We start from the raw sequence: 21134 nt of genomic DNA on the forward strand, positions 1-21134 counted from the left end.
TTCTTTCGTTTAAACTTTTTGCTGATGAGAAAGACTGGTCAAGTCTTAAAAATCATTTTGTCGATATCGCTGAGGTGAATCTGTTCCAGGCGCTCCCGGCAGATACCGTCCAAATCCGCACAAAGACGGTCCATGATCCCCGCCATGCCCGAGGCCACCAGACAGTCCATATCGGTGTCGCCGCTGTGCCAGGAAGCAGTGACAAATTTGGCCTCTACGGCGTCCGCTACAGCCAAAAGGTTGAGCTCCTGCGGCGCTTTCAACATGCGGTAACCGCCTTCGGCGCCTTCCTTTGTGGATACAAATCCGGCTTTTTTCAGTTTTGTCATGATTTTTCGCACCCGTGCAGGATTGGTACAGATATTTTTCGCCAATGCTTCACTCGATAGCAACTGAGCCTTGTGATTTAAATAGACCAGAGCATGGACGGCAATGGTAAATTCACTTGTCATAAAAACCCCTTCTGTAATTTGTATTGTTTCAGTGTACTGTTACTATAAATGGTACAGTTAGATTTGTCAAGCTGAAATTTTAGAAAGCCGGCTTGCAGGGTGGAAAAGTTAATGGTAACATAGTAAAAACATTCGGCGTCATATGTGGTAAAGCCGAAAGACTGCAGGAGGAAAAAGAAAATCATGAGCGTGCCTACGATTTTGCTGTATGAGATTGATCCACAGAAGGAAAGCCGGCTGAAACTGTTGTGCCTGGCTTTGAAAATAAAAGTGAGACAGGTAAAAAAAGAGGAGTACCAGGAAACTCTTGCCGCTTTATGCGGAATGGAACCTCTTCTAGGCGGGTTGTACAGTGGTTCTGAATTGGGAGAGGAAATGCTTGTGATGGCCAATTTTCCGACGCGCCTGTTGGAGGCCTTTCTGCAGAAGTACCGCAGGAAAAAGTTGGCTCCGATAGCCTTGAAAGCGGTCCTGACGGAGACCAATCTCCGCTGGGATTCCCTGCAGCTGCATGAGGAACTTAAGCGGGAGCATGAGGAGATGCATGGAGTTGAAAAAGGGTGATGAGGCTTTTCATCTCACCGGCAAAGAAGATGCGGGCTGACGTGGATTTTCTGCAGGCGGAGCAGCTGCCGCAGTTGCTGTCGAAAGCCTGCGAACTTTTGGAATACTGCAGGGGACTGACCGTCCAGGAGCTTAAAAAGCTCCTTTGCTGCAATGACGGCATCGCTGCCCTGAATTATGAACGGTACCGGGATATGGTGTTGGAGCACGCCGTTACGCCGGCTTTGCTGGCATTTGATGGCATTCAGTATCAGTATATGGCGCCTCAACTTTTTACAGAGGAACAGTTCGGATATGTACGAAAACGTCTGTACATTCTTTCCGGATTTTATGGGATTTTGCGGCCCTTTGACGGAGTTCTCCCTTACCGGCTGGAGATGCAGGCGAAGATAAAGTTTAAGGGTTATAAAAGCCTGTATGAGTTTTGGGGAGCTGAGCCGGCCAAGAAGCTTATATCCGGAGAAGAGGTACTCGTCAACCTGGCATCGAAAGAATATGCCAGGACGGTGCTCCCTTACCTGCCGGAAGAAATCCGCTGTGTTACGCCGGTGTTTGGTGAGCTGGAGGAGGGCAGGGTGGTGGAAAAAGGCGTCTACGTGAAGATGGCCAGAGGAGAGATGGTGCGGTTCCTTGCAGAAAGGCAAGCAGAGAATCCGGAAGAAATGCAGGCCTTTCAGCGATTGGGATACCATTTCTGTCCGGAACGCTCGGACAGATCGTCCTATGTCTTTTTGAGACAGGCAGAAGGAAAAGGGGAAATGAGGCAAAGCCCGCGGAAAACCTGAAAGAAAATTGATATTGAATTGCAAGAGAGTCACAAGTTTTTCGTAAGAACCTTATGGTATGCTTTCTCCAGCAAAAGGAGAGTTTTATTGGAGAAAGGAAGGAACATTCCATGAAGTTGCTTCGTTGGATACGAAATTTGTTTGCAGCGCTGCTTGTGGTGGGGATATGTGCTGTGGCGGTACTGGTTTGGCAGGGCTATTCTATGTACAGCAAAGCTGTCTCTGAAACCCCTGTCTCCCGAATGGTGGAGGAAGTGCGGGAAAAAGAAAATTACACTCCGCTGGAGGACCTGCCTGCCATTTACCGGGATGCGGTGATTTCGGTGGAAGATCATCGGTTTTATGAGCATGGAGGCTTTGACTTTTTAGCGACGGGACGTGCTTTATGGAACGATATCAAAACGCTTTCTCTGGCGGAGGGAGGCAGTACAATCACGCAACAGCTGGCTAAAAATTTGTATTTTACACAGGAAAAGAAGTTTACCCGCAAGATCGCAGAGGTCTTTTTGGCTCTGGAACTTGAAAACAAGTATAGCAAGGAAGAGATTCTGGAGCTCTACCTTAACAGTATTTATTTCGGAAACGGCTGTTATACCGTAAGGGAAGCGAGCCTGTCTTATTTCGGCAAGGAGCCGTCGGAGATGACGGACTATGAAAGCACCCTTTTGGCGGGGATCCCTAATGCTCCTTCGGTTTACGACCTGACGGAAAACCCGGATCTCGCAATGCAACGCCAGCGCCAGGTAGTGGAGCAGATGGTCAAGTATGAATATCTCACCCAGCAGGAGGCTGAGACGATTTTGGCCTGATGCTGCAGTTTGCACCGTTTGGAAAGAAGCGGCGGCTTTTCATAACAGGAAAAACATGTTATACTTTTTTAAATGAGAAAGTGAAGTTTGAAAGATCATTCTTTCAAACGGTGTTTTGTGGCTTTCGAGATTTTTCAAATCCCGAAAGCCACAGTTCCACAGGAAAGGAATGCTTTCGCAAAGCGAAAGCCATGGTCATAAAGATGGAACAAAAGCTCATGGAGCGGCTTCGAATGGTCACAGAGGAGGAACGGGCCCTCCTTGCAGGCGGTGGGGTGGAGCGGGAGCGCTATGCCACCGGCAGCGGTTTTACAGTGGACAGGGAAAAGCTGCTGGAAAAGGGAAAGCTGATTACCATGCGGCCCCACACCAGGTTCACCAGGTTTCCGCGCCACTCTCACAATTATGTGGAGATCATGTATATGTGCAGCGGTCAGACGGTGCATTCGGTTGACGGCGCGCCTCCATTAACGCTTCGTCAGGGGGAGCTGTTGTTTCTCAACCAGCACGCTGTTCATTCGGTAGAAAGGGCAGATTTGGAGGATATCGGCGTCAATCTCATTGTGCTGCCCCAGTTTTTCGATTTGGCCTTTGAGATGATAGGAGCCGACAATATTTTGGGGAAATTTTTGATCGGCAGTCTTCGGCGCGGCGGGGAAGAGATCAGCTATCTGCATTTCCGGGTGGCAGACGCCCTGCCTGTGCAAAATTTAATGGAAAACTTGGTTTGGAGCCTGGTCAACGCCCAATCCAATTCCCGGCGGATCAACCAAACTACAATGGGCCTTCTGTTTCTCCAGCTTCTGAATTACACGGCGGACATCTCTCTGGAGAAAAACGCGTTTAGCGGAAATGGGATTGTGCTGGATGTGCTGCGGGAGATTGAGGAGAACTATCGTACAGCAGATCTGACGGCTTTTGCGCGGGACAGGAGGTTTTCTCTGCCGTATCTGAGCAATGCAGTACATGAGGCTACAGGAAGGACCTTCAAAGAGCTGCTTCGTGAAAAGCGTCTGACCAAGGCGGCTGAGCTGATGTGCAGCACAAGGCTTCCGGTGCAGGACATCATAACGGCAGTGGGCTATGAAAATACCAGCTATTTCTATAGGATTTTTCGGGAGCGGTACGGAATGACGCCAAGGGAGTACCGGCGCCGATGAATCCTGCAGAAGGTACGGCTGTCTGAAATCAGTCAATAAATAAGTAAGGACGTGTTTTTTATAAAATACCGTCCTTTCTTTTTTTGTTTTGATCCAGTATCATAGGAACAGAAAGGGGGCAATACCATGAGCGTCACATACTATCTGGCAGTGGATATCGGCGCGTCGTCGGGAAGGCATATCCTCGGTCATGTGGAGGACGGAAGGGTCATTTTAGAAGAGGTATACAGGTTTGAAAATAACCCAGAGGAGAAAAATGGCCATCTGTGCTGGGATCTTTCCCGGCTCTTCTCTCATGTACTGGAAGGGATGAGGGCATGCCGGACAGCTGGGAAGCTGCCTGTATCCATGGGAATTGACACCTGGGGCGTGGATTTTGTGCTGCTGGACCGGGAGGGAAAGCTGCTGGGAGACGCGGTGGCATACCGGGATGGCAGAACCAGCGGTATGGATGTAATTTCGGAGAAATGCGTCCCCTTTGAAGAACTCTATGAGAGAACTGGGATTCAAAAGCAGGTGTTCAACACCCTCTATCAGTTGACGGCACTGCAAAAGGAACAGCCGGATTTGCTGGAACGTGCCCATCGGCTGCTGATGGTTCCGGATTACCTGCACTACTGCCTAACCGGAAAAAAAGAGAACGAGTATACGGAAGCTACCACCTCCGCTCTTGTCAACGCCAAGGAAAAGACCTGGGATTGGGAATTGATTGACCGCTTCGGATTTCCACGGCGTCTGTTCGATGAGCTTCGGATGCCTGGTTACCTTTTGGGAGGACTGACGCCTCAGGTACAGGAAGCTGTAGGATTTGACTGTACGGTACGTTTGCCGGCAACCCATGATACAGGTTCGGCTTTTTTGGCGGTGCCTGCAAAGGACGAGGGCGGCGTCTACCTTTCCAGCGGCACCTGGAGCCTTCTGGGTTCGGAAAACAGGGAACCCATCACGACGGAGGCCAGTAGGAAAGCTAATTTTTCCAACGAGGGCGGTTATGAATATCGATTCCGATATCTCAAAAATATTATGGGCCTGTGGATGATCCAATCAATACGCAGAGAACTGAACAAGGAATATTCCTTTGCTCAATTGGAATCCTTAGCCCGGGAAGCCGACCAATTCAAAAGCCGGGTGGACGTAAACGATGAAAGCTTTCTGGCTCCCAAAAGCATGATGGAAGCAGTGCGTGCGTTTTGCCGAAAAACGGAGCAGCCTGTTCCGGAGACTGTGGGGGAAGTGGTACAGTGTATCTATGGGAGCTTAGCAGACTGCTATGCAGCCTCTATTCAGGAATTAGAGGCGCTTACACATCGAAGTTACACGGCGGTCAATATCGTGGGCGGGGGCAGTAAGGACAGCTATCTCAATGAATTGACGGCTAAGGCGTCTGGGCTTCCAGTATTCGCAGGGCCTACGGAGGGAACTGCACTGGGAAATCTGATGGTGCAGATGATCGCGGCAGGTGAATTTCCTTCGTTGGAAGCAGCCAGAAAAGCGGAAAGGAACAGCTTTCCTATTCAGGAATATCATGTGGAATAAAATAGGAGGACTTTTTATGGAAAATCGCTATGAAGGTGCAAAGCGGCGCTATGAGGAATTGGGTGTCGATGTGGAACAAGCCCTGGAAAAGCTTGTGAAGGTGCCGGTGAGCATCCACTGTTGGCAGGGGGATGATGTCACAGGATTTGAGAACAGCGGTGAAGCGCTTTCCGGAGGAATCCAGGCTACCGGAAATTATCCCGGGAAGGCCCGCAATTTTGAGGAACTGACAGCTGATTTTGAGAAAGCGTTAAGCCTGATCCCGGGAAAAAAGCGGATCAATCTGCATGCCAGCTATGCGGTGTTAGAACCCGGCGAACGGGCGGATCGAAATGCCCTGGAGCCCCGTCACTTTGAGAAATGGGTGGAATTTGCCAAAAGAAATAACATCGGTATCGACTTTAATCCCACCTTTTTCAGCCATCCCATGATTCGGGACAATCTCACACTCTCTTCTCCGGATGAAACTGTAAGAAGATTCTGGGTAGAGCACGGGATCTGCTGCCGGAGGATTTCTTCCTATATCGCCCAGCAGCTGGGGTCTCCGGTCCTCTGCAATGTATGGATTCCTGACGGATATAAGGACATTCCGGCGGACCGCCTGTCTCCCCGGCTGCGCCTGAAGAAAAGCTTGGATGAAATTTTTGCGGAAGAGCTTCCAGGGGTTATCGATTGTGTAGAGAGCAAGGTGTTCGGAATCGGGATGGAGGCCTATACCGTGGGTTCTGCAGAGTTCTACCTGAGCTATGCGGCGTCTCATCCCGGCGTTTACGATCTTTTAGACAATGGACACTACCATCCCACTGAGATGGTCAGCGATAAAATTCCAAGCCTGCTTGCCTTTTTTGATAAGGTTCCGCTGCATGTGACCCGGCCTGTCCGCTGGGACAGCGACCATGTGGTGCTGCTGGAAGACGAGCTCAAGGAGATAGCCAAAGAAATCGTGCGCAATGATGCGCTGGACCGCGTTCTGATTGGCCTGGACTTTTTTGACGCCTCTGTCAATAGAATTTCCGCCTGGATAGTGGGAACCCGCAACATGCAAAAAGCGTTGCTCTATGCTCTGCTGCAGCCTGCTGAAAAAATGAAGGAACTGCAGGACAAAGCGGAATTTACAGAGCTGATGATGCTTTCAGAAGAGTTGAAAACACTGCCGTTTGGCGATATCTGGGAGCACTACTGCGACACCCAGCACGTACCGGCGACCAAGGTATGGTTTGAAGAGGTAAGGCAGTACGAGATGGATGTGTTGAGCAGAAGAGGCTGAGAAAGGAAGAGAGCAGAAGAATGAAGGTCCAGGAAAATAAAACGGTTCGCGGTTATATCCGCATGTGTGCCGACGGCTGGAAGCAGGGCTGGCATGAACGCAACGGGGGAAACCTCACCTACCGTATGCGGCCCGAGGAGACAGAGGCCTGCCGTCCTTACTTCTATGTATCCAGCCAGTGGACGGACATGGGGGTGCAAGCAGAGAATCTCGGGGGAGAGTATTTCCTTACTACAGGGAGCGGAAAATATTTCCGCAATGTTGAAGATGATCCAGAACACAATATTGGCATTGTAGAGATCAATGAAGCGGGCTCTGCCTGGAGGATTGTTTGGGGACTAGAGGGCGGCGCAAAGCCAACCAGCGAATTTCCCAGCCATTTTTTGAATCACAGTGTCAGGAAAAACGCTACCGGCGGTGAATGCCGGGTTATTTATCACGCGCATACGCCGTATCTGATTGCCCTGACCTATCTTTTGCCTCTGGAAGCCAAGGCGTTTACAAGAGCCCTTTGGCAAAGTGCTACAGAGTGTCCGGTGGTGTTTCCCGGAGGCGTTGGGGTCGTGCCCTGGATGGTGCCGGGCGGGGCGGCTATTGCCCGGGCTACCAGCGAACTGATGAAGGAGTACGATGCGGCTGTATGGGCCCATCACGGACTGTTCTGTTCCGGTCCGGATTTTGACACAACCTTTGGGCTGATGCACACCATTGAAAAGGCGGCACAGATTTATCTTCTGGTGCTTTCCGGGGGCCAGGGAAAGTTGCTTCAGACCATCCGCGATGATGATCTTCGCGCTATTGCCCACGATTTTGGCGTTACACTGAATGAAAACTTTTTGAACTGAACAGAGAGGGGGACAATGTCCTCCTCTCTGCTTTTCTTTTTTTCGACAACATGCTATACTGATGCCAAATATAGTTGCGGAGGAGAGAGATTCCATGGATTTGAAAGAGTTTGATCGTTCCGCGCAGGAGCTGCGGCTGCTGAATCTTTTGGTATGGAAGGATGGTAAGGAAATTCTGCGGCGGGATTACGACGGCGAAATACGCCGGAACCAGTATTCTGCAAGTAAAAGCTTTACCAGCGCCGCGGTGGGCATCGCCCAGCGGGAGGGGCTGCTGAGCCTGGAGGAGAAGCTGGCAGATGTTTTTGCGGAGGAGATTCCAGATGAGCCTGATGAATTTCTGCAGGAGGCCAGAGTGCGGGATCTGCTGACGATGGCGCTGGGACAGAAATCTCCTGCGCTGATGGGGGAACAGCGGCCGTTTTTAAAGGAACGTGATTGGGTAAAATATTCCCTTGCGCAGCCTTTTATCAGGAAGCCTGGCTCCGAATTTCAGTATAACAATGTAGGTCCCTACCTGGCCGGAATATTGGTACAGAGACGTGCAGGCTGCGATTTAGTCAGCTATTTGACTCCCCGTTTGTTTGAGCCTTTGGGAATTGTGCGTCCCACCTGGGAGGCGGATCCGCTGGGCTATACCTTCGGCGCCGGGGGACTTTTTCTCTGTGTTTCAGAGCTGGCCCGTTTTGGCCAGCTTCTTCTGCAGCACGGGAATTGGAACGGCAGGCAGCTGCTGCCGGAGGAGTATGTCAGCGAGGCAACTCGGAAGCAGGCGGACAACGGAGGGGAGGGATACGGCTATCTCTTTTGGAGAGGAGCCAGGAACTCCTTCCGGGCCGACGGCAAGTATGGGCAGTTCGCTGTCGTTTTTCCTGATGACAACGCTGTAATTGCGACCAATGCTGAGTGCCGGGAGCAGGGAAAGCTGTTGGATTTTTTAATGGAAATTCAGCCGGAACTGCTTGCCTGCAGGTAACGCATTTTACCGCCGTCTGTTTAGCAAATGGCTTTAGAGCGGCGGATGACTCTGCCGAAAAAAATGGACCTGCTGCAGAGGAGAAAAACTCCTGAGGCAGCAGGCCCTTTCTTCAAATGGAACAGCGAATTTTGTTATTTATTTCAATAGATAGGAAATACCAAGAGCGGCAAACAGCAAAGCGGCGGCCAGCAGCATGGCGAGGGAAGCAGGATTAAATTCCAGTACACGATTCTGCCGAAATTTGGAGGGGCCCGTATTTTGAGATTCCTGCATGGCGACACTGGCATTCCAGTGAGCCTCCCCGGAGGCGTTAGCCCCGCCGGATGGAGTGAAAATGCCTGTGGTGGGAGAGCCCTTCTGCATGGCGAAAAGCCCCAGGACGAGAAGTACGATACCAATGTAGAAGCATAAGTCCTGAAATGAGGTGCCGAAGCGGCTGAACACAGCCGCGCAGAGGATACCGACACCACCCAGCACTGCGCCGAATATAAGGCCCTTCACTGCTTTTTTCATAGAACTCTCATTCCCTTCTGCATAAAATTGGCATAACTGCCAATTCCATTATAAGGGAAAGCGGATTGAAAAGTCAAATTCTACTGACGGTTAGAAAATACGAAAAGAATGGCTGTTTCCGTCAAGAAAATCTATCGCGAGGTGCGGTATGCTAACGGCAGAGAGAATATTGTGACCAGCCGAATGTAGAGACCGAGTCAGAGGCTCCAACGCAGCTGGATTTACTGTTGAAAGGGGGAAGGCAGGTGGAACATTGGGAAAAGGTGGAGGCGGTGCAGAGGATGCAGGATTATCTGCGTATACATGCTTCTGGGGAGCAATTTGACTGGGAAGGCTTTTGGAAGGCGGCCTGCTATTCCAGACGCCATGCAGGCAGGATTTTCCGGGAACTTACTGGTTATACGCCGGGCCAATACCTCCGGAGGGTCCAGCTGACCCAGAGTGCTGAAGAATTGGCTAAGGAATCCTCTACCATACTGGAAACCGCGCTGTCCACAGGCTTCGATTCCCATGAGGGATTCACCCGAGCTTTTTCACGAATGTTCGGCGTGGCCCCCAGAGAGTATCGGAGGGAGAAAATGGCGATTCCTTTTTTTACCCAGTATCCGGTTCGCAATTATTATCTCTATATCACTGGTAAGGAGAGAGAAAAAATGGAAAAAAGCATGACAACCTGCACGGTGATCCCGGTGGAGCGATGCGCCCGTAAGCTGATTTTTCAACGGTCCAGGAATGCGACGGATTACTGGACCTACTGCGAGGAACTCAATTGTGATTGGGAGGGGCTATTCAACAGTATACCCCAAAAATTCGACACGGCGGCGATCTTGGAATTACCGGATTTTCTGCATAAGGCGGGCTTTTCCAGGGTGGCGGCCGGTGTGGAAGTGCCGATGGACTACTGCGCCAGACTGCCGGAAAACTGTGAGCTGGCAGAGCTTCCGCCTTGTACATTGTTGTATTTTCAGAGCGAGCCCTTTGAGCGGGAGGAAGAGTTCTGCACAGCGATAGAAGCTGCTTTCCGGGCTGTGGAACGCTATGAACCGGGAAGGTATGGATTTGAATGGGCTCCCGACACCGCGCCCAGCTTCAACTTTGGGGCTTCAGCGGCAGAAGGGGCCAGGCTGGCTTATCCGGTCAGAAAGAAGTGAGTTCCACCATTCGGCTTTGTACCAAGTTTAAAACACCCCGGATGCAATTTTTTCGCCGCTTATGAATATGACAGGAGGCCGCTGCAGGATAAACTGCAGCGGTCTCCCTTTTTTCATTGAGCTTTAATTCTTAATAAAAAATTGGTCATACCAAATGATAAAGGTATAGAAGGACCAGATTTTCTGCATATTCAAAGCCTTGCCAGCCTTATGATCGTCCAACAGTTTCATCAGTTCTTTTGTGACGAAGAATTTTTCAGCGATATCGCTTTGAAAGGCGTCTTTTACCTTATTGTAGTATTTGTCCTCCCGCAGCCAGTCGGTCAGAGGTACGGGAAAGCCCAATTTCTTTTTGTTGGCGGTGCGTTCCGGAAGCTGTTTGATGGCGGCGCTGCGCAGCGCTTTTTTAGTGGTCTCTGTAGCGCAGTCCGCCCGGAAGCGGGTGGGGATGCGGACGGAAAGCTCCAGCATTTTCTTGTCCAGGAAGGGAACCCGCAGTTCCAAAGAATTTGCCATACTCATGCGGTCCGCTTTCAGCAGAATATCGTAGATCATCCAGGTGTGCATATCCACATACTGCAGCTGAGTGGGTTCATCCAGACCCGGTACCTCGTCAAAGTAACGTCTGCTGTATTCTTCCGGGAGAGAGGATGTGATTGTCCGCTTCAGATATTTCTGCCGTTCTGCACTCTGGAACACGTAGTTGGCCCGCATGAAACGTTGATAAGGCTCCATGGCGCCCCGCACAATAAAATGTTTTCCTTTGAATTCCGGCAGCCGTTTTGCTACTGCACCGGCCATTTTACGGACGGGACGAGGAATCTTTTTTGTGTACCGCTGGAAATGCCCGCCCTGCAGATACATAGGATATCCTCCGAACAATTCGTCCGCACCTTCTCCGGAAAGCACCACTTTTACATATTTACGGGCGTTCTGAGCCAGAAAATACAGGGGGATTTCCGAAGGGTTTGGCAGAGGTTCATCCATAAAATACTGGATTTCCGGCATGGCGTCAAAGAAATCATCGGCAGACACTTTATTGGAAATATTGGGAACCCCCACTACCTTGGAAAAATCCTGGGCATAGGGCAGTTCACTGTACTTTTCCTCTTCATAACCCACTGAAAAGGTTTTTACCTTCTTTGTGCCCTTGGAGATTTCCTTGACCACATAGCTGGAGTCCACTCCTGAGGAGAGGAAACACCCCACTTCTACATCACTGATTTGATGCATGGCCACGGATTCGGTAAATTCCTTGGCAATGGCGTCTTCCCAGTATTCCAGGGGTTTATCCTCTTCGATGCGGTACTGGATCCGATAATACCGCTCAACTTCCAATTTTCCATTTTGGTACACAAAACAGTGTGCGCCGGGCAGCTTATAAACGTTTTTAAAGATGGTGTTTTCATAGGGGATGTACTCATAGGACAAGTATTCCGGGATTTTTTCTTCATCCAGCTCCTTTTCAAAGCAGGGATGGGAGAGAAAACTCTTGATTTCAGAGCCGAACATGAACTGGTTTCCCTTTTTGTAGTAGTAGAAAGGTTTGATGCCGAAAATATCCCTGGCTCCAAATAACTTTTTCTCCTTTTTATCCCAGATAACAAAAGCGAACATTCCCCGCAGCTTTTGCAAAATTTCCTTTCCGTATTCCTCGTAGCCGTGAAGGATGGTTTCGGAATCGGATTTCGTAGTAAAGGTATGGCCTTTCTGCAGTAAATCCTCCCGCAGACTCTGGTAATTGTAAATCTCTCCATTGAACAGCAGGGCCTTTGAACCGTCCTCGTTGAGGATGGGCTGCCTGCCGCCTTCCAGGTCTATGATGGAGAGGCGGCGGAATCCAAGGGAAATGTCGTCGTCCACATAATAATGAGCATCGTCCGGACCGCGGTGTATAATGCGGTCGGCCATGGCATGGATAACTGTTTCATAGTCTGCAACCTCCGGAGTATTCCAGAAACCGACAAAGCCGCACATGGCTAATCTTCCTTTCCTGTAGAAAATTATGTAAACAAAACGGAGTATTCTGTTTTCAGAGGAGCGCCGCAGGCCTGTACGCAGCGCTTTGCCAGAACTTCCAAGGCGTCTAAATACCCGTGGCCTAACGGCGTGTTTTTCTTTATGAGGGAAAGCTCGGTACAGCCGAGAATCAGGCTGTCACAGCCTGAGAGCTGCAGTTCACGGGAGACGGCTTCAAACTTTTCCGGATCGGCGGGCCTGCCCGCCTTGATTTCATCATAAATCAGAGACATCACAAGGTTTTGGCCGTATGAACCAGGCACGGCGGACTCCAGTCCGCAGGCTTCCAAGGCGGTTTGGAACAGACCGGTGCTCACTGTGCCTGTAGTGGCCAGAATGCCTGCCTTTCTGCGTCCGGCAGCTTTCAGTTCCTGTGCGGTTTCCGTCAGCATATTGAGAAAGGGGATGGAGACGCTGCCGGCAAGTTCCCGGTAAAAATAGTGAGAGGTGACGCAGGGCGCACAAAGGCAGCCAGCTCCCAGCTGTTCCAGTGTTCGCGCAGTTTGCTGCATGGAAGGCAGGGGAGAGGGCTTTTCAGGGTCGAGAATATAAGAGGTCCGGTCCGGTACGCTGGGCCGGTCAAATACAATCACATCCAAATGTTCCTGGTCTGTCTTCGCGTCCGTCATTTCTATGATGAGCTGCAAAAGATAAGCGGTGGCCATGGGGCCTAACCCACCAATGATGCCTAAGCTTTTCATTAATCCCGTAATCCTTTATTTCCAAAATAGCGTTTGTATTTTTCGAAGTAGTGAAACTGGTTTTTGGCGTAGTTGATCAAGCGGCGGAGAGAACGGTCCTTATTGTAATAGTAGGAATGGCATACCTTGCCCTCTCGGATGAGGGCGCGGGCCTCTTTTTTGGCGCTTTCATTATGAACGTAGTCGAAAATAATCTTCGTGGGGATGATGGTCCACAGCACTTTATTTTTCGCTACGGTGCACGGCAGATCCTTGTGGTAAATCACATCATCCACCAACCATTTTGCAAGGTTGTATCCTGCCGCTGTTACAAAAAAGCTGCTGCGGCCCTGACGCAGATTCATTTCGAAAAGTTTGTAAGTGCCGTCCCTTTGGTCAAATTTCATATCAAAGTTGGCAAAACCCACATAGCCAATTCCATCGAGAAACCCTTTCATCATCTCATTGAGCTTTTCATCAAAGCCGTTGATAATGGCGGCATAGCTGCCGATCCCTTCAGGCGAATGCTCCTCCAGCAAGGCGTTCCCCAAGGCGATAAGCTTCACCTTTTTGTCCCTGCCGCAGTAGCAGTTCATCACCCTCATATTGCTGTCGTCTCCGGGAATGTACTCCTGCAGAATCAGGTGATCTTTGTAGCTGGAGGAATAGATGGCGTCTAGAATGGCGTCGAATTCTTCCCTGCTTTCCGCCACAAAAACTTTCTTTTTATGGGGAAACCGGCAGTTCCAGTAAGCCACGGAATTGGAAGGCTTGATGATGACCGGGAACTCGAAGGGGAGGGTGATCCCCCTGTAATTTTCATAGGAACAGGCAGTGGTTTTGGGAAACGAAAAACCGTGCTCCGTGCACACCTCGTAGAAGCTTTCCTTGATGGAAAGCCGCATCAGCAGCTTCTCGTCGATACACTCGAATTCATAGATACCGCGCAGCTTGTCCTGGTTGCGTACCAGCAGCTTGATGTAGTTGTCTCCGCAGGGAACCAGGAGCAGCTTTTTGCCGCTGCCTTTGTACCGGGTGGCAAAATCCAGCAAGGTTCTGACAAACACCTCGCCGTCCTCCAATTTTGGCTCCACCACCTCTACGGAGACGATTTTACTGGCAGTGCAGGGCCCCAGCACCCCCTTGCCAATGGCCACGGACTTCAGGCCGTATTCCTCGTGGAAGGAGCGAGCCATGCCGTAAACGTTGATATCGCTGCCCAGCAAAACGGGCTGAAAATCGATTTGATCCGCCATGTTTCAATCATGTCCTTTCTTGCGCCTGTCCATTTCACATAGGGATGCGGCGCTGATACTGTCAGAACGTGCGCTTTTTACGCGGCTTCTGGGAAAAATTGCTTGTACCAGATCAGGAAGGTGTATACGGTCCATACACGGCGGCTGTTGTCCGCCTTGCCGGCCCGGTGATCGTCCAATAGCTTTATCAGTTTTTCCGTGTGGAAGAATTTTTCTGCATTGCTGCCGGTGAACTCTTCTTTGACCATGTTATAGTATTTTTCTTCCTTCAGCCAAACACGGGTAGGTACGGGAAAGCCCAATTTCTTTTTGCCAGCCCACTTTTCGGGCATCCTGCGCAGAGCGGCCTTACGCATGGCGTATTTTGTGTTTTCCTCGTTTACGCGGTATTTTAATGGAATACGTCCGGCCAATGCCATAATTTCTTTATCCAGGAAAGGAACCCGCAGTTCCAGGGAATTTGCCATGCTCATTTTGTCTGCCTTGAGCAGAATATCGCCGACCATCCACATGTTCAGATCGACAAACTGCATTTTTGTCACTGCGTCTTTATCCTGTACCATGTCGTAATAAGGTTTTACCAAAGCGGCTGGAGATTGAGCATCTGTGGGGTGTTTCAGCAGAGATTTGCGTTCCTTTTCCGAGAACATATAAGCGTTGCCGATAAAACGTTCTTCCAGCCTTTTGCCCCGGCGTACAAGAAAATTCAGGCCCCGGTGAGCGGGAAGCAGAGAAGCTGCCTTGCCGACTAATTTGCGGATGGGGAAAGGAATCTTATCATACCAGGCACACTCCAGCGGCTCCCGGTAGATATTGTAGCCGCCGAAAATCTCATCGGCACCTTCGCCGGAGAGCACCACCTTCAGGTGTTGGGCAGCCGTATTGCACACAAAGTACAGGGCCACAGCGGCGGGATCCGCCAAAGGCTCGTCCATATGGTATTGGATTTTCGGGAAGGTGCTCCAGAACTCCTCAGGGGTGATAATCTTGCTGATGTTTTTAACCGGAATCTGTCTGGAGAGCTCTTCCGCATAGCTGATTTCGTTATATTTGGTACCGTTGTCGAAACCTACCGTGAAGGTCTTGTCCACATTGGCGGAACAGGCCACATAACTGGAATCTACGCCGGAGGAAAGGAAGGAACCAACCTCCACGTCGCTTATCTTATGCGCTTCCACACTGTCATCGAAGGTCTTTTCAATTTCATCCACCCAGTATTCCAGTGTTTTGTCTTCCTCCGCCCGGAATTCAGGAATCCAATACCGGGTCAGACTCATCTTACCGTCCTTATAGAGAAAGTAGTGGGCGGGGGGCATTTTATATACGTCCTTGAAAAAGGTTTCAAAGCCAGGAGAGTATTGGAAGGAGAGATAGCTTTCCAGGGCGCGCTCGTTGAGCTCTTTTTTAAAATGGGGATGGTGCAGAAAGCTCTTGATCTCTGAGCCAAACATCAGCGTGCTGCCCATCTTTGCGTAGTAGAGGGGCTTGATTCCAAAAAAGTCCCGGGCGCCGAACAGCTCATGGGAATTCCGGTCCCAAATGACGAAAGCAAACATCCCACGCAGCTTATTGAGTAAATCTGTACCGTATTCCTCATAACCGTGAAGAAGTACCTCGGAATCTGTAGCAGTTTTGAACACATGTCCTGCCGCAAGCAGGTCCCTTTTGATTTCCTGGAAATTATAAATCTCCCCGTTGAACAGCAGCACTTTGCTCTCGTCCTCATTGAGTATTGGCTGCCTGCCGCCTTCCAGGTCGATAATGGAAAGCCGGCGAAATCCCAGGGAGATCGAACCGTCCATATAATAGTCGGCATCGTCGGGGCCGCGATGCCGGATAGCGTCTGTCATGCTGTGAAGCACACTTTCGTCACGCTGAGTGTCACCACCGTTGATGAATCCCACAAATCCACACATACCATGTAACCTCCAAATCTGTATCCTGCACAGTAAAAAAGGGCGCGGACGTCCTGAAACCGCGCCCTGCAATCTGTCCTTGTTCCGGAACCTTACGACCGGCGGTCAATTCTGAAAAGCTCATTTCCAAACTCATTCGGACAGATGATCCTATTATACCACAAAAAGGTTGAAATTGACAGTGGTTCTTTAAACTCAGCCTATTTTTATGATTTGACGTCGGTTTCGAGCTTTTTGATCATGTCAAAAAGACTGGGGGCATACAGAGGATAATCGTTTGCAAGCAGTTCGGGGGTCAGATGAGGCAGTGAATCCCTGCTGACTCCTCTGCATTCTCCAATATCTTCCCCACTTAAAATGTAACGTTCTTTGGCTTCGGAGACGGCCATGGAGGATTCGATGGTGGCGCCGAAAAGACGGCGGTCCAGCTCGAACATACCCTGAGGGTTTTTAGGATTGGAGGAATAGAGAACGCGGAACGCCTTATAAACGGCGGAAAACAGGTAGTGAGAAACCACGTTGGTCAGGCTTTCACTCTTGATTTTTCTTAGGATAGCGAATACAATGTTGAGAGAATTCACAAGGATTCTGCGGTTGTATTCCAATTGGGTGCTGTCGTTTTTTTTGGCCCGGGCAGGGCTGTCGTCCGGAACTTCATTGAGAGTAAATTTTTTTCCGGTTCGGTGAGGAGTGCGCCCCAAAAGATAGTCACAGGAAACACCGTAATAGTCAGCCACCTTTACCACGAAATTCAGTCCGCATTCCCGAATTCCCTTTTCATAGTGGGAAAGCAGAGCTTGAGAAATGCCTAAATCTTCGGCTACCTTTTTTTGACTGAAGCCCTGTTCTTTTCTAAGCAGGGTAAGAATTCTTGGAAAATCATTGTTAATCAACGCCAAAACACCTCTTTCAAAAATAGAATGTGTGTTACCGGCTGGCAGAATCTTTGCCGACACGTACATCTGCCCTGGGTATGGGCAGTGTGATAATATTATACTGTTGACTTTACTACAAGTAGAAAACGATGTAAAGAGAAAAATTAGAAATACACAAAATATTCATATAAAATTTACCAATTCATCTGCTACCGCGCAGAAAACAAAGAAAGGAATTTCTCATGAAATCTTATGTGATCCATCTTATTCGAAACGCTCCCTGCGAGGGAAATTTGGAGGGGCGTTATATCGGCAGAACCGAGTCGCCGCTTGCCATGCAGTCCATTCAGGAGCTTGTCGGGCTGAAGAAAGAATTTATCTATCCCGAGGCACAGGGATTTTATGCCAGTCCCTCCACCCGCTGTGTGGATACGCTGAAAATTCTCTATCCTGAGGCGGATCCTGAAGTGATTCTGGAGATGGCGGAATGTGATTTCGGCGATTGGGAAGGGCGGACCGCACAGGAGCTGCAGCAGGATGAAAAATTCCGGGCCTGGATGGAGGAGGGAGGTCAAAATGCGCCCCCAAACGGGGAGAGCGGGGCGGTTTTTCTGCAAAGGGTATTGAGCGGATTTGAAATGTTGGTGCAGAATATGATGAGCAAGGGGGAGACCTCTGCGGTGCTGGTGACGCACGGCGGCGTCATTATGGGGATTCTTTCCGCCTACGGGCTGCCCCGTGCCAATTTTTACGACTGGATGTGTGAGAGCGGCTGCGGTTATTCCATGCGTATTACCCCGGGACTATGGATGCGTTCCCATGTGGCCGAGGTGTTTGAAACCCTGCCCCGGGGGGAGGAAGGCGAAAGCCCGGATCACTTGGTGGTGGATTTGGCACGCGAGGCTGCAGATAGAGCCTATGGAAAGAGAGAAGAAGAGTAAGCAGGTCGGGCTTGTTAAAAAAATGAAGCTTGACAAACGAAAAAAAACGGCCTATAATGCGTTACAAAGTTTATATCCAGAAAGACTTTGACGGGAATAAGACGCTGATTGGAGATCTAAAGAGAGCCTGTAAGCGGTGAAAGCAGGCGGTTTTCGCAGCGTGAATAGCTCATCCCTGAGTCGCCCCTCCGAGCATTTTGCCAGGAGAGGACGTGCGGCGGCGTTACACGCCCGGCTTTGTTAGAAGCGCAGAGGGTTTTCGGGTGACCGGAAACTGAAACGGGTGGTACCGCGGATTTGAAAAGAGTTCGCCCCGGACACGGGTTTTTCGTGTCCGGGGCTTTTCTGTTTTCGGAGATCATGGCCTTTCTGGAAATAAAAAGAAATTCTAAAGAGAATGGCTGAGAAAGGATGGAACTGTTATGAATCAGGGATATCAGAAATATAAGGCGTTTGAGCCTGTTGCTTTGCCGGACAGAACCTGGCCCGACAAGACGCTGACACAAGCCCCCATCTGGTGCAGCGTGGATTTGCGCGATGGAAATCAGGCTCTGGTAAATCCCATGAATCTGGAGCAGAAGCTTCAGTTTTTTCAGATGCTGTGCAAAATTGGATTCAAGGAGATTGAGATAGGCTTTCCCTCCGCCTCGGAGACGGAATATGAGATCCTCCGTACGTTGATCGAGGAAGACTTGATTCCGGACGACGTGACCATTCAGGTTCTGGTGCAGGCCAGGGAGCACCTGATCAGGAAGACCTTTGAGGCGATCCGCGGTGCGAAAAATGTGATCGTACACTTTTATAATTCCACTTCCACCCTTCAGCGCAAGGTGGTGTTTCGCACCGATATGCAGGGCGTCATCGACATTGCGGTGGAGGGGGCCCGGCTGATCAAAAAACTCACCGATGAAATGACTGCGGAAAATGAGATCAAGATTCGGTATGAATATTCTCCGGAGAGTTTTTCAGGCACTGAGATGGATAATGCGGTGCTGATCTGCGACCGGGTGCTGGAAGAATTGGGCGCCACGCCGGAGAACAAGGTGATTGTAAACCTGCCCAACACAGTGGAGTTGTCTACCCCCAACACCCATGCGGATCAGATTGAATATTTCTGCCGCCATTTCCGTCATCGTGACAGTGCGGTTATCAGCCTGCATCCTCACAATGACCGCGGCACGGCGACAGCCGCTACTGAGCTGGGGCTGCTGGCAGGAGCTGAGCGGGTGGAGGGCACCCTTTTCGGCAACGGGGAGCGTACAGGTAACGCCGATATCATGAACCTTGCCATGAATCTCTATTCCCAAGGAGTGGACCCAAAATTGAACTTTACCGATATGAACCACATCCGGGAAATCTATGAGGACTGCACTCAGATGAAGGTTCATCCCCGCCATCCCTATGCCGGCAAGCTGGTATTTACCGCATTTTCCGGCTCCCATCAGGACGCTATCAACAAGGGTGTCAACTATATGGCGGAACACGAATCAGCCTATTGGGAAGTACCCTACCTGCCCATTGATCCGGCCGATCTGGGGCGGCAGTACGAACCTATCATCCGCATCAACAGTCAGTCCGGCAAGGGCGGAGCAGCCTTTGTCATGCAGCAGACCTTTGGCTATCAGCTGCCGAAGGCTATGCATCCGGAATTCGGAGCGATGGTGAAAAAGACCTGCGACGAATGCGGCCGGGAAATCAGTCCCGGCGAAGTCTTCGATATCTTCAAGAGAGAGTATTTGGAAATCACAGAACCCTATCATCTGCTCACCTACAAGATTTTTGAAGAAGATGGCGGAGAAGGCAGAGTCGTTGTGGATTTTGAGGGAACTATCCGCCATGACCATTGCACAAAGGCGATTTCCGGCAAGGGCAACGGCCCAATCGATGCTTTTTTCAGCGCCCTGCATTCCGTAGGATTGGGTGACTATGAGTTTGTCTCCTACAGCGAGCATGCGGTCTCCGCAGGCGCGGATTCTAAGGCTGTTTCCTACATTCAGCTTCGTCACGATGGAAAGATCGTGTTTGGCGTAGGCATGGACAGCAATATTTCCATTGCCTCCATCAAGGGCATTATCTGTGCCATCAACCGGAACGAACGGAAGAATTAAAAGTTTGTTATCAAACTGCCGGATTATCCATGGTACAATTTTCAGGAAGTTCTGGAACAGGAAGGAGTTATTTTATGAAGGAATATCGCATCGCGGTGCTGGAAGGGGATGGAATCGGCCCCGAGATCGTGTCGGAGGCAGTTAAGGTTCTGGACAGGACAGCGCAGAGCTTTGGGTTTGCGGTTTCTTATGAGAGATCGTTGCTTGGCGGCGCTGCCATTGACGCCAAAAAAACGCCTCTGCCTCAGAAGACGGTGGAATGCTGCAAGACGGCGGATTCTGTGCTGCTGGGAGCAGTAGGAGGACCGAAATGGGATGCTCTGCCGGGAAATCAGCGCCCTGAAGCGGGGCTTTTAGGCATCCGCAAGGCGCTTGGCCTCTATGCAAACTTGCGGCCTGCGGTGATTTTTGGACCTTTAAAAGACGCTTCTCCCCTGAAATCGGAAGTGGTAGGGGAAGCGCTGGACATTATGGTGGTAAGGGAGCTGACCGGAGGCATCTATTTTGGCAAGCGGGGAACGTTGGAGGAAAACGGCGTCAAAGCTGCTTTTGATACTGAAAAATACAGTGTGACGGAGATCGAACGAATTGCACATACCGCCTTCGACCTGGCCAGGAAGCGGAACAGACGTTTATGCAGCGTAGATAAGGCGAACGTGCTGGATTCCTCACGTCTATGGAGGCAGACTGTCTGCCGGGTAGCAGAGGAATATGCTGATGTGGAGCTGAGCCATATGTATGTGGACAATTGCGCCATGCAGCTGGTGCGGAATCCTGCGCAGTTTGACGTGATCGTCACTTCCAACATGTTTGGGGACATCCTGTCGGATGAGGCCTCCATGATCAGCGGTTCCATTGGTATGCTGGCCTCCGCCAGCCTGGGCGGCAGCGGCTTCGGCCTCTATGAACCCATTCACGGCTCGGCGCCGGATATCGCCGGAATGGATGTGGCAAATCCCTTGGCTACCATTCTTTCCGTGGCGATGATGCTGCGCTACTCTCTGGGAGAGCCGGAAGCGGCACAGGCCATAGAGGATGCCGTGGCAAGGGCCTTAGTGACTGCGCGTACCCGGGATATCTATTCTCCGGACTGCGGCGCGGTACTCATCTCCTGTCATGAAATGGGGGATCTGGTGGCGTCGCTGGTCAGACCGGCGTGAGGTTCTTGCGGTCTCTGTGATGTCAAACGCCCTGAAGCACGGCTACTGCCTGAGCTTCAGGGCGTTTTTCTTTTCTGAAAAAGATATGATTTTCCGCTGCAGAGGCACTGAAATGTGA

19 protein-coding genes and 1 other annotated feature are annotated in these 21134 nt (G+C 50.5%); of the genes, 12 read left to right on the top strand and 7 right to left on the bottom strand.

Going from position 1 to position 21134, the window contains the following annotated elements; translation table 11 throughout:
- Positions 1-38: 38 nt before the first annotated feature.
- Positions 39-452, bottom strand: a complete 414-nt coding sequence (locus BN3911_RS09080) for an RrF2 family transcriptional regulator (RefSeq protein WP_066864515.1) — start codon at positions 450-452, stop codon at positions 39-41.
- A 183-nt stretch (positions 453-635) separates the two neighbouring features.
- On the opposite strand from BN3911_RS09080, the gene BN3911_RS09090 reads away from it, so the two are divergent.
- From BN3911_RS09090 to BN3911_RS09125, 8 genes are all read left to right on the top strand, one after another.
- Positions 636-1016 carry a DUF3783 domain-containing protein gene (locus BN3911_RS09090; RefSeq protein ID WP_066864520.1) on the top strand — a complete coding sequence of 127 codons (381 nt, stop codon included), beginning with the start codon at positions 636-638 and terminating at the stop codon, positions 1014-1016.
- On the top strand, positions 1016-1801 hold the full coding sequence (gene yaaA / locus BN3911_RS09095; protein ID WP_066864522.1) for a peroxide stress protein YaaA: 786 nt from the start codon (positions 1016-1018) through the stop codon (positions 1799-1801). The genes BN3911_RS09090 and yaaA overlap by 1 nt, the downstream gene beginning before the upstream one ends.
- Before the next feature lie 110 nt (positions 1802-1911).
- A complete protein-coding gene (locus tag BN3911_RS09100) occupies positions 1912-2610 on the top strand; it encodes a transglycosylase domain-containing protein (protein WP_066867677.1) in 699 nt (232 codons plus the stop codon).
- A gap of 203 nt (positions 2611-2813) precedes the next feature.
- On the top strand, positions 2814-3770 hold the full coding sequence (locus BN3911_RS09105; RefSeq protein ID WP_066867680.1) for an AraC family transcriptional regulator: 957 nt from the start codon (positions 2814-2816) through the stop codon (positions 3768-3770).
- Positions 3771-3896: 126 nt separating this feature from the next.
- The gene (gene rhaB / locus BN3911_RS09110; protein ID WP_066864524.1) at positions 3897-5306 is read left to right on the top strand and encodes a rhamnulokinase; all 1410 of its coding nucleotides are present in this window, start codon (positions 3897-3899) and stop codon (positions 5304-5306) included.
- 16 nt (positions 5307-5322) lie between these two features.
- The gene (locus BN3911_RS09115; RefSeq protein ID WP_066867683.1) at positions 5323-6573 is read left to right on the top strand and encodes an L-rhamnose isomerase; all 1251 of its coding nucleotides are present in this window, start codon (positions 5323-5325) and stop codon (positions 6571-6573) included.
- 20 nt (positions 6574-6593) lie between these two features.
- Positions 6594-7418: a rhamnulose-1-phosphate aldolase gene (rhaD, locus tag BN3911_RS09120; RefSeq protein WP_066864526.1), complete on the top strand. Its 825-nt coding sequence runs from the start codon at positions 6594-6596 to the stop codon at positions 7416-7418.
- 94 nt (positions 7419-7512) lie between these two features.
- Positions 7513-8394 carry a serine hydrolase domain-containing protein gene (locus BN3911_RS09125; protein ID WP_066864530.1) on the top strand — a complete coding sequence of 294 codons (882 nt, stop codon included), beginning with the start codon at positions 7513-7515 and terminating at the stop codon, positions 8392-8394.
- A 138-nt stretch (positions 8395-8532) separates the two neighbouring features.
- Here the strand turns inward: BN3911_RS09125 and BN3911_RS09130 are convergent, their stop codons facing one another.
- Positions 8533-8910, bottom strand: a complete 378-nt coding sequence (locus BN3911_RS09130; protein ID WP_066864533.1) for a hypothetical protein — start codon at positions 8908-8910, stop codon at positions 8533-8535.
- Between the two features lie 245 nt (positions 8911-9155).
- Between BN3911_RS09130 and BN3911_RS09135 the strand changes: the two genes are divergently transcribed.
- On the top strand, positions 9156-10061 hold the full coding sequence (locus BN3911_RS09135) for a helix-turn-helix transcriptional regulator (protein ID WP_242871105.1): 906 nt from the start codon (positions 9156-9158) through the stop codon (positions 10059-10061).
- A gap of 123 nt (positions 10062-10184) precedes the next feature.
- Here BN3911_RS09135 and asnB (BN3911_RS09140) read toward each other — a convergent pair whose 3' ends face one another.
- The 5 genes from asnB (BN3911_RS09140) to BN3911_RS09160 all read right to left on the bottom strand — a co-directional run bounded on the left by asnB (BN3911_RS09140) (position 10185) and on the right by BN3911_RS09160 (position 16825).
- Positions 10185-12038 carry an asparagine synthase (glutamine-hydrolyzing) gene (asnB, locus tag BN3911_RS09140; protein WP_066864536.1) on the bottom strand — a complete coding sequence of 618 codons (1854 nt, stop codon included), beginning with the start codon at positions 12036-12038 and terminating at the stop codon, positions 10185-10187.
- Between the two features lie 26 nt (positions 12039-12064).
- Positions 12065-12781 carry a cysteate racemase gene (gene cuyB / locus BN3911_RS09145; RefSeq protein WP_066864537.1) on the bottom strand — a complete coding sequence of 239 codons (717 nt, stop codon included), beginning with the start codon at positions 12779-12781 and terminating at the stop codon, positions 12065-12067.
- Positions 12781-14016 carry a carboxylate--amine ligase gene (locus BN3911_RS09150; protein WP_066864538.1) on the bottom strand — a complete coding sequence of 412 codons (1236 nt, stop codon included), beginning with the start codon at positions 14014-14016 and terminating at the stop codon, positions 12781-12783. Before BN3911_RS09150 ends, cuyB begins: the two co-directional genes overlap by 1 nt.
- Positions 14017-14093: 77 nt before the next feature.
- Complete coding sequence (gene asnB / locus BN3911_RS09155; RefSeq protein ID WP_066864539.1) at positions 14094-15932, bottom strand: asparagine synthase (glutamine-hydrolyzing); 1839 nt, start codon at positions 15930-15932, stop codon at positions 14094-14096.
- Between the two features lie 206 nt (positions 15933-16138).
- Entirely contained in the window at positions 16139-16825 is a 687-nt protein-coding gene (locus BN3911_RS09160) for a helix-turn-helix domain-containing protein (RefSeq protein ID WP_242871106.1), read from the bottom strand.
- Between the two features lie 224 nt (positions 16826-17049).
- On the opposite strand from BN3911_RS09160, the gene BN3911_RS09165 reads away from it, so the two are divergent.
- From BN3911_RS09165 to leuB, 3 genes are all read left to right on the top strand, one after another.
- Complete coding sequence (locus tag BN3911_RS09165; protein ID WP_066864540.1) at positions 17050-17748, top strand: histidine phosphatase family protein; 699 nt, start codon at positions 17050-17052, stop codon at positions 17746-17748.
- 78 nt (positions 17749-17826) lie between these two features.
- Positions 17827-18067 (top strand) — a binding site (T-box leader).
- A gap of 103 nt (positions 18068-18170) precedes the next feature.
- Positions 18171-19856: a 2-isopropylmalate synthase gene (leuA, locus tag BN3911_RS09170; protein WP_066864543.1), complete on the top strand. Its 1686-nt coding sequence runs from the start codon at positions 18171-18173 to the stop codon at positions 19854-19856.
- 74 nt (positions 19857-19930) lie between these two features.
- Positions 19931-21016, top strand: a complete 1086-nt coding sequence (gene leuB / locus BN3911_RS09175) for a 3-isopropylmalate dehydrogenase (protein WP_066864546.1) — start codon at positions 19931-19933, stop codon at positions 21014-21016.
- Positions 21017-21134 lie beyond the last annotated feature (118 nt).

Origin of the sequence: Neglectibacter timonensis, from assembly GCF_900048895.1 — a bacterium.
Lineage (GTDB): Bacteria > Bacillota > Clostridia > Oscillospirales > Acutalibacteraceae > Acutalibacter > Acutalibacter timonensis.

Excerpts from the sequence above, each read along its gene's own strand:
- BN3911_RS09080 (WP_066864515.1), bottom strand. The coding sequence starts at position 452 with ATGACAAGTGAATTTACCATTGCCGTCCATGCTCTGGTCTATTTAAAT.
- BN3911_RS09090 (WP_066864520.1), top strand. The coding sequence starts at position 636 with ATGAGCGTGCCTACGATTTTGCTGTATGAGATTGATCCACAGAAGGAA.
- yaaA (WP_066864522.1), top strand. The coding sequence starts at position 1,016 with ATGAGGCTTTTCATCTCACCGGCAAAGAAGATGCGGGCTGACGTGGAT.
- BN3911_RS09100 (WP_066867677.1), top strand. The coding sequence starts at position 1,912 with ATGAAGTTGCTTCGTTGGATACGAAATTTGTTTGCAGCGCTGCTTGTG.
- BN3911_RS09105 (WP_066867680.1), top strand. The coding sequence starts at position 2,814 with ATGGAACAAAAGCTCATGGAGCGGCTTCGAATGGTCACAGAGGAGGAA.
- rhaB (WP_066864524.1), top strand. The coding sequence starts at position 3,897 with ATGAGCGTCACATACTATCTGGCAGTGGATATCGGCGCGTCGTCGGGA.
- BN3911_RS09115 (WP_066867683.1), top strand. The coding sequence starts at position 5,323 with ATGGAAAATCGCTATGAAGGTGCAAAGCGGCGCTATGAGGAATTGGGT.
- rhaD (WP_066864526.1), top strand. The coding sequence starts at position 6,594 with ATGAAGGTCCAGGAAAATAAAACGGTTCGCGGTTATATCCGCATGTGT.
- BN3911_RS09125 (WP_066864530.1), top strand. The coding sequence starts at position 7,513 with ATGGATTTGAAAGAGTTTGATCGTTCCGCGCAGGAGCTGCGGCTGCTG.
- BN3911_RS09130 (WP_066864533.1), bottom strand. The coding sequence starts at position 8,910 with ATGAAAAAAGCAGTGAAGGGCCTTATATTCGGCGCAGTGCTGGGTGGT.
- asnB (WP_066864536.1), bottom strand. The coding sequence starts at position 12,038 with ATGTGCGGCTTTGTCGGTTTCTGGAATACTCCGGAGGTTGCAGACTAT.
- cuyB (WP_066864537.1), bottom strand. The coding sequence starts at position 12,781 with ATGAAAAGCTTAGGCATCATTGGTGGGTTAGGCCCCATGGCCACCGCT.
- BN3911_RS09150 (WP_066864538.1), bottom strand. The coding sequence starts at position 14,016 with ATGGCGGATCAAATCGATTTTCAGCCCGTTTTGCTGGGCAGCGATATC.
- asnB (WP_066864539.1), bottom strand. The coding sequence starts at position 15,932 with ATGTGTGGATTTGTGGGATTCATCAACGGTGGTGACACTCAGCGTGAC.
- BN3911_RS09165 (WP_066864540.1), top strand. The coding sequence starts at position 17,050 with ATGAAATCTTATGTGATCCATCTTATTCGAAACGCTCCCTGCGAGGGA.
- leuA (WP_066864543.1), top strand. The coding sequence starts at position 18,171 with ATGAATCAGGGATATCAGAAATATAAGGCGTTTGAGCCTGTTGCTTTG.
- leuB (WP_066864546.1), top strand. The coding sequence starts at position 19,931 with ATGAAGGAATATCGCATCGCGGTGCTGGAAGGGGATGGAATCGGCCCC.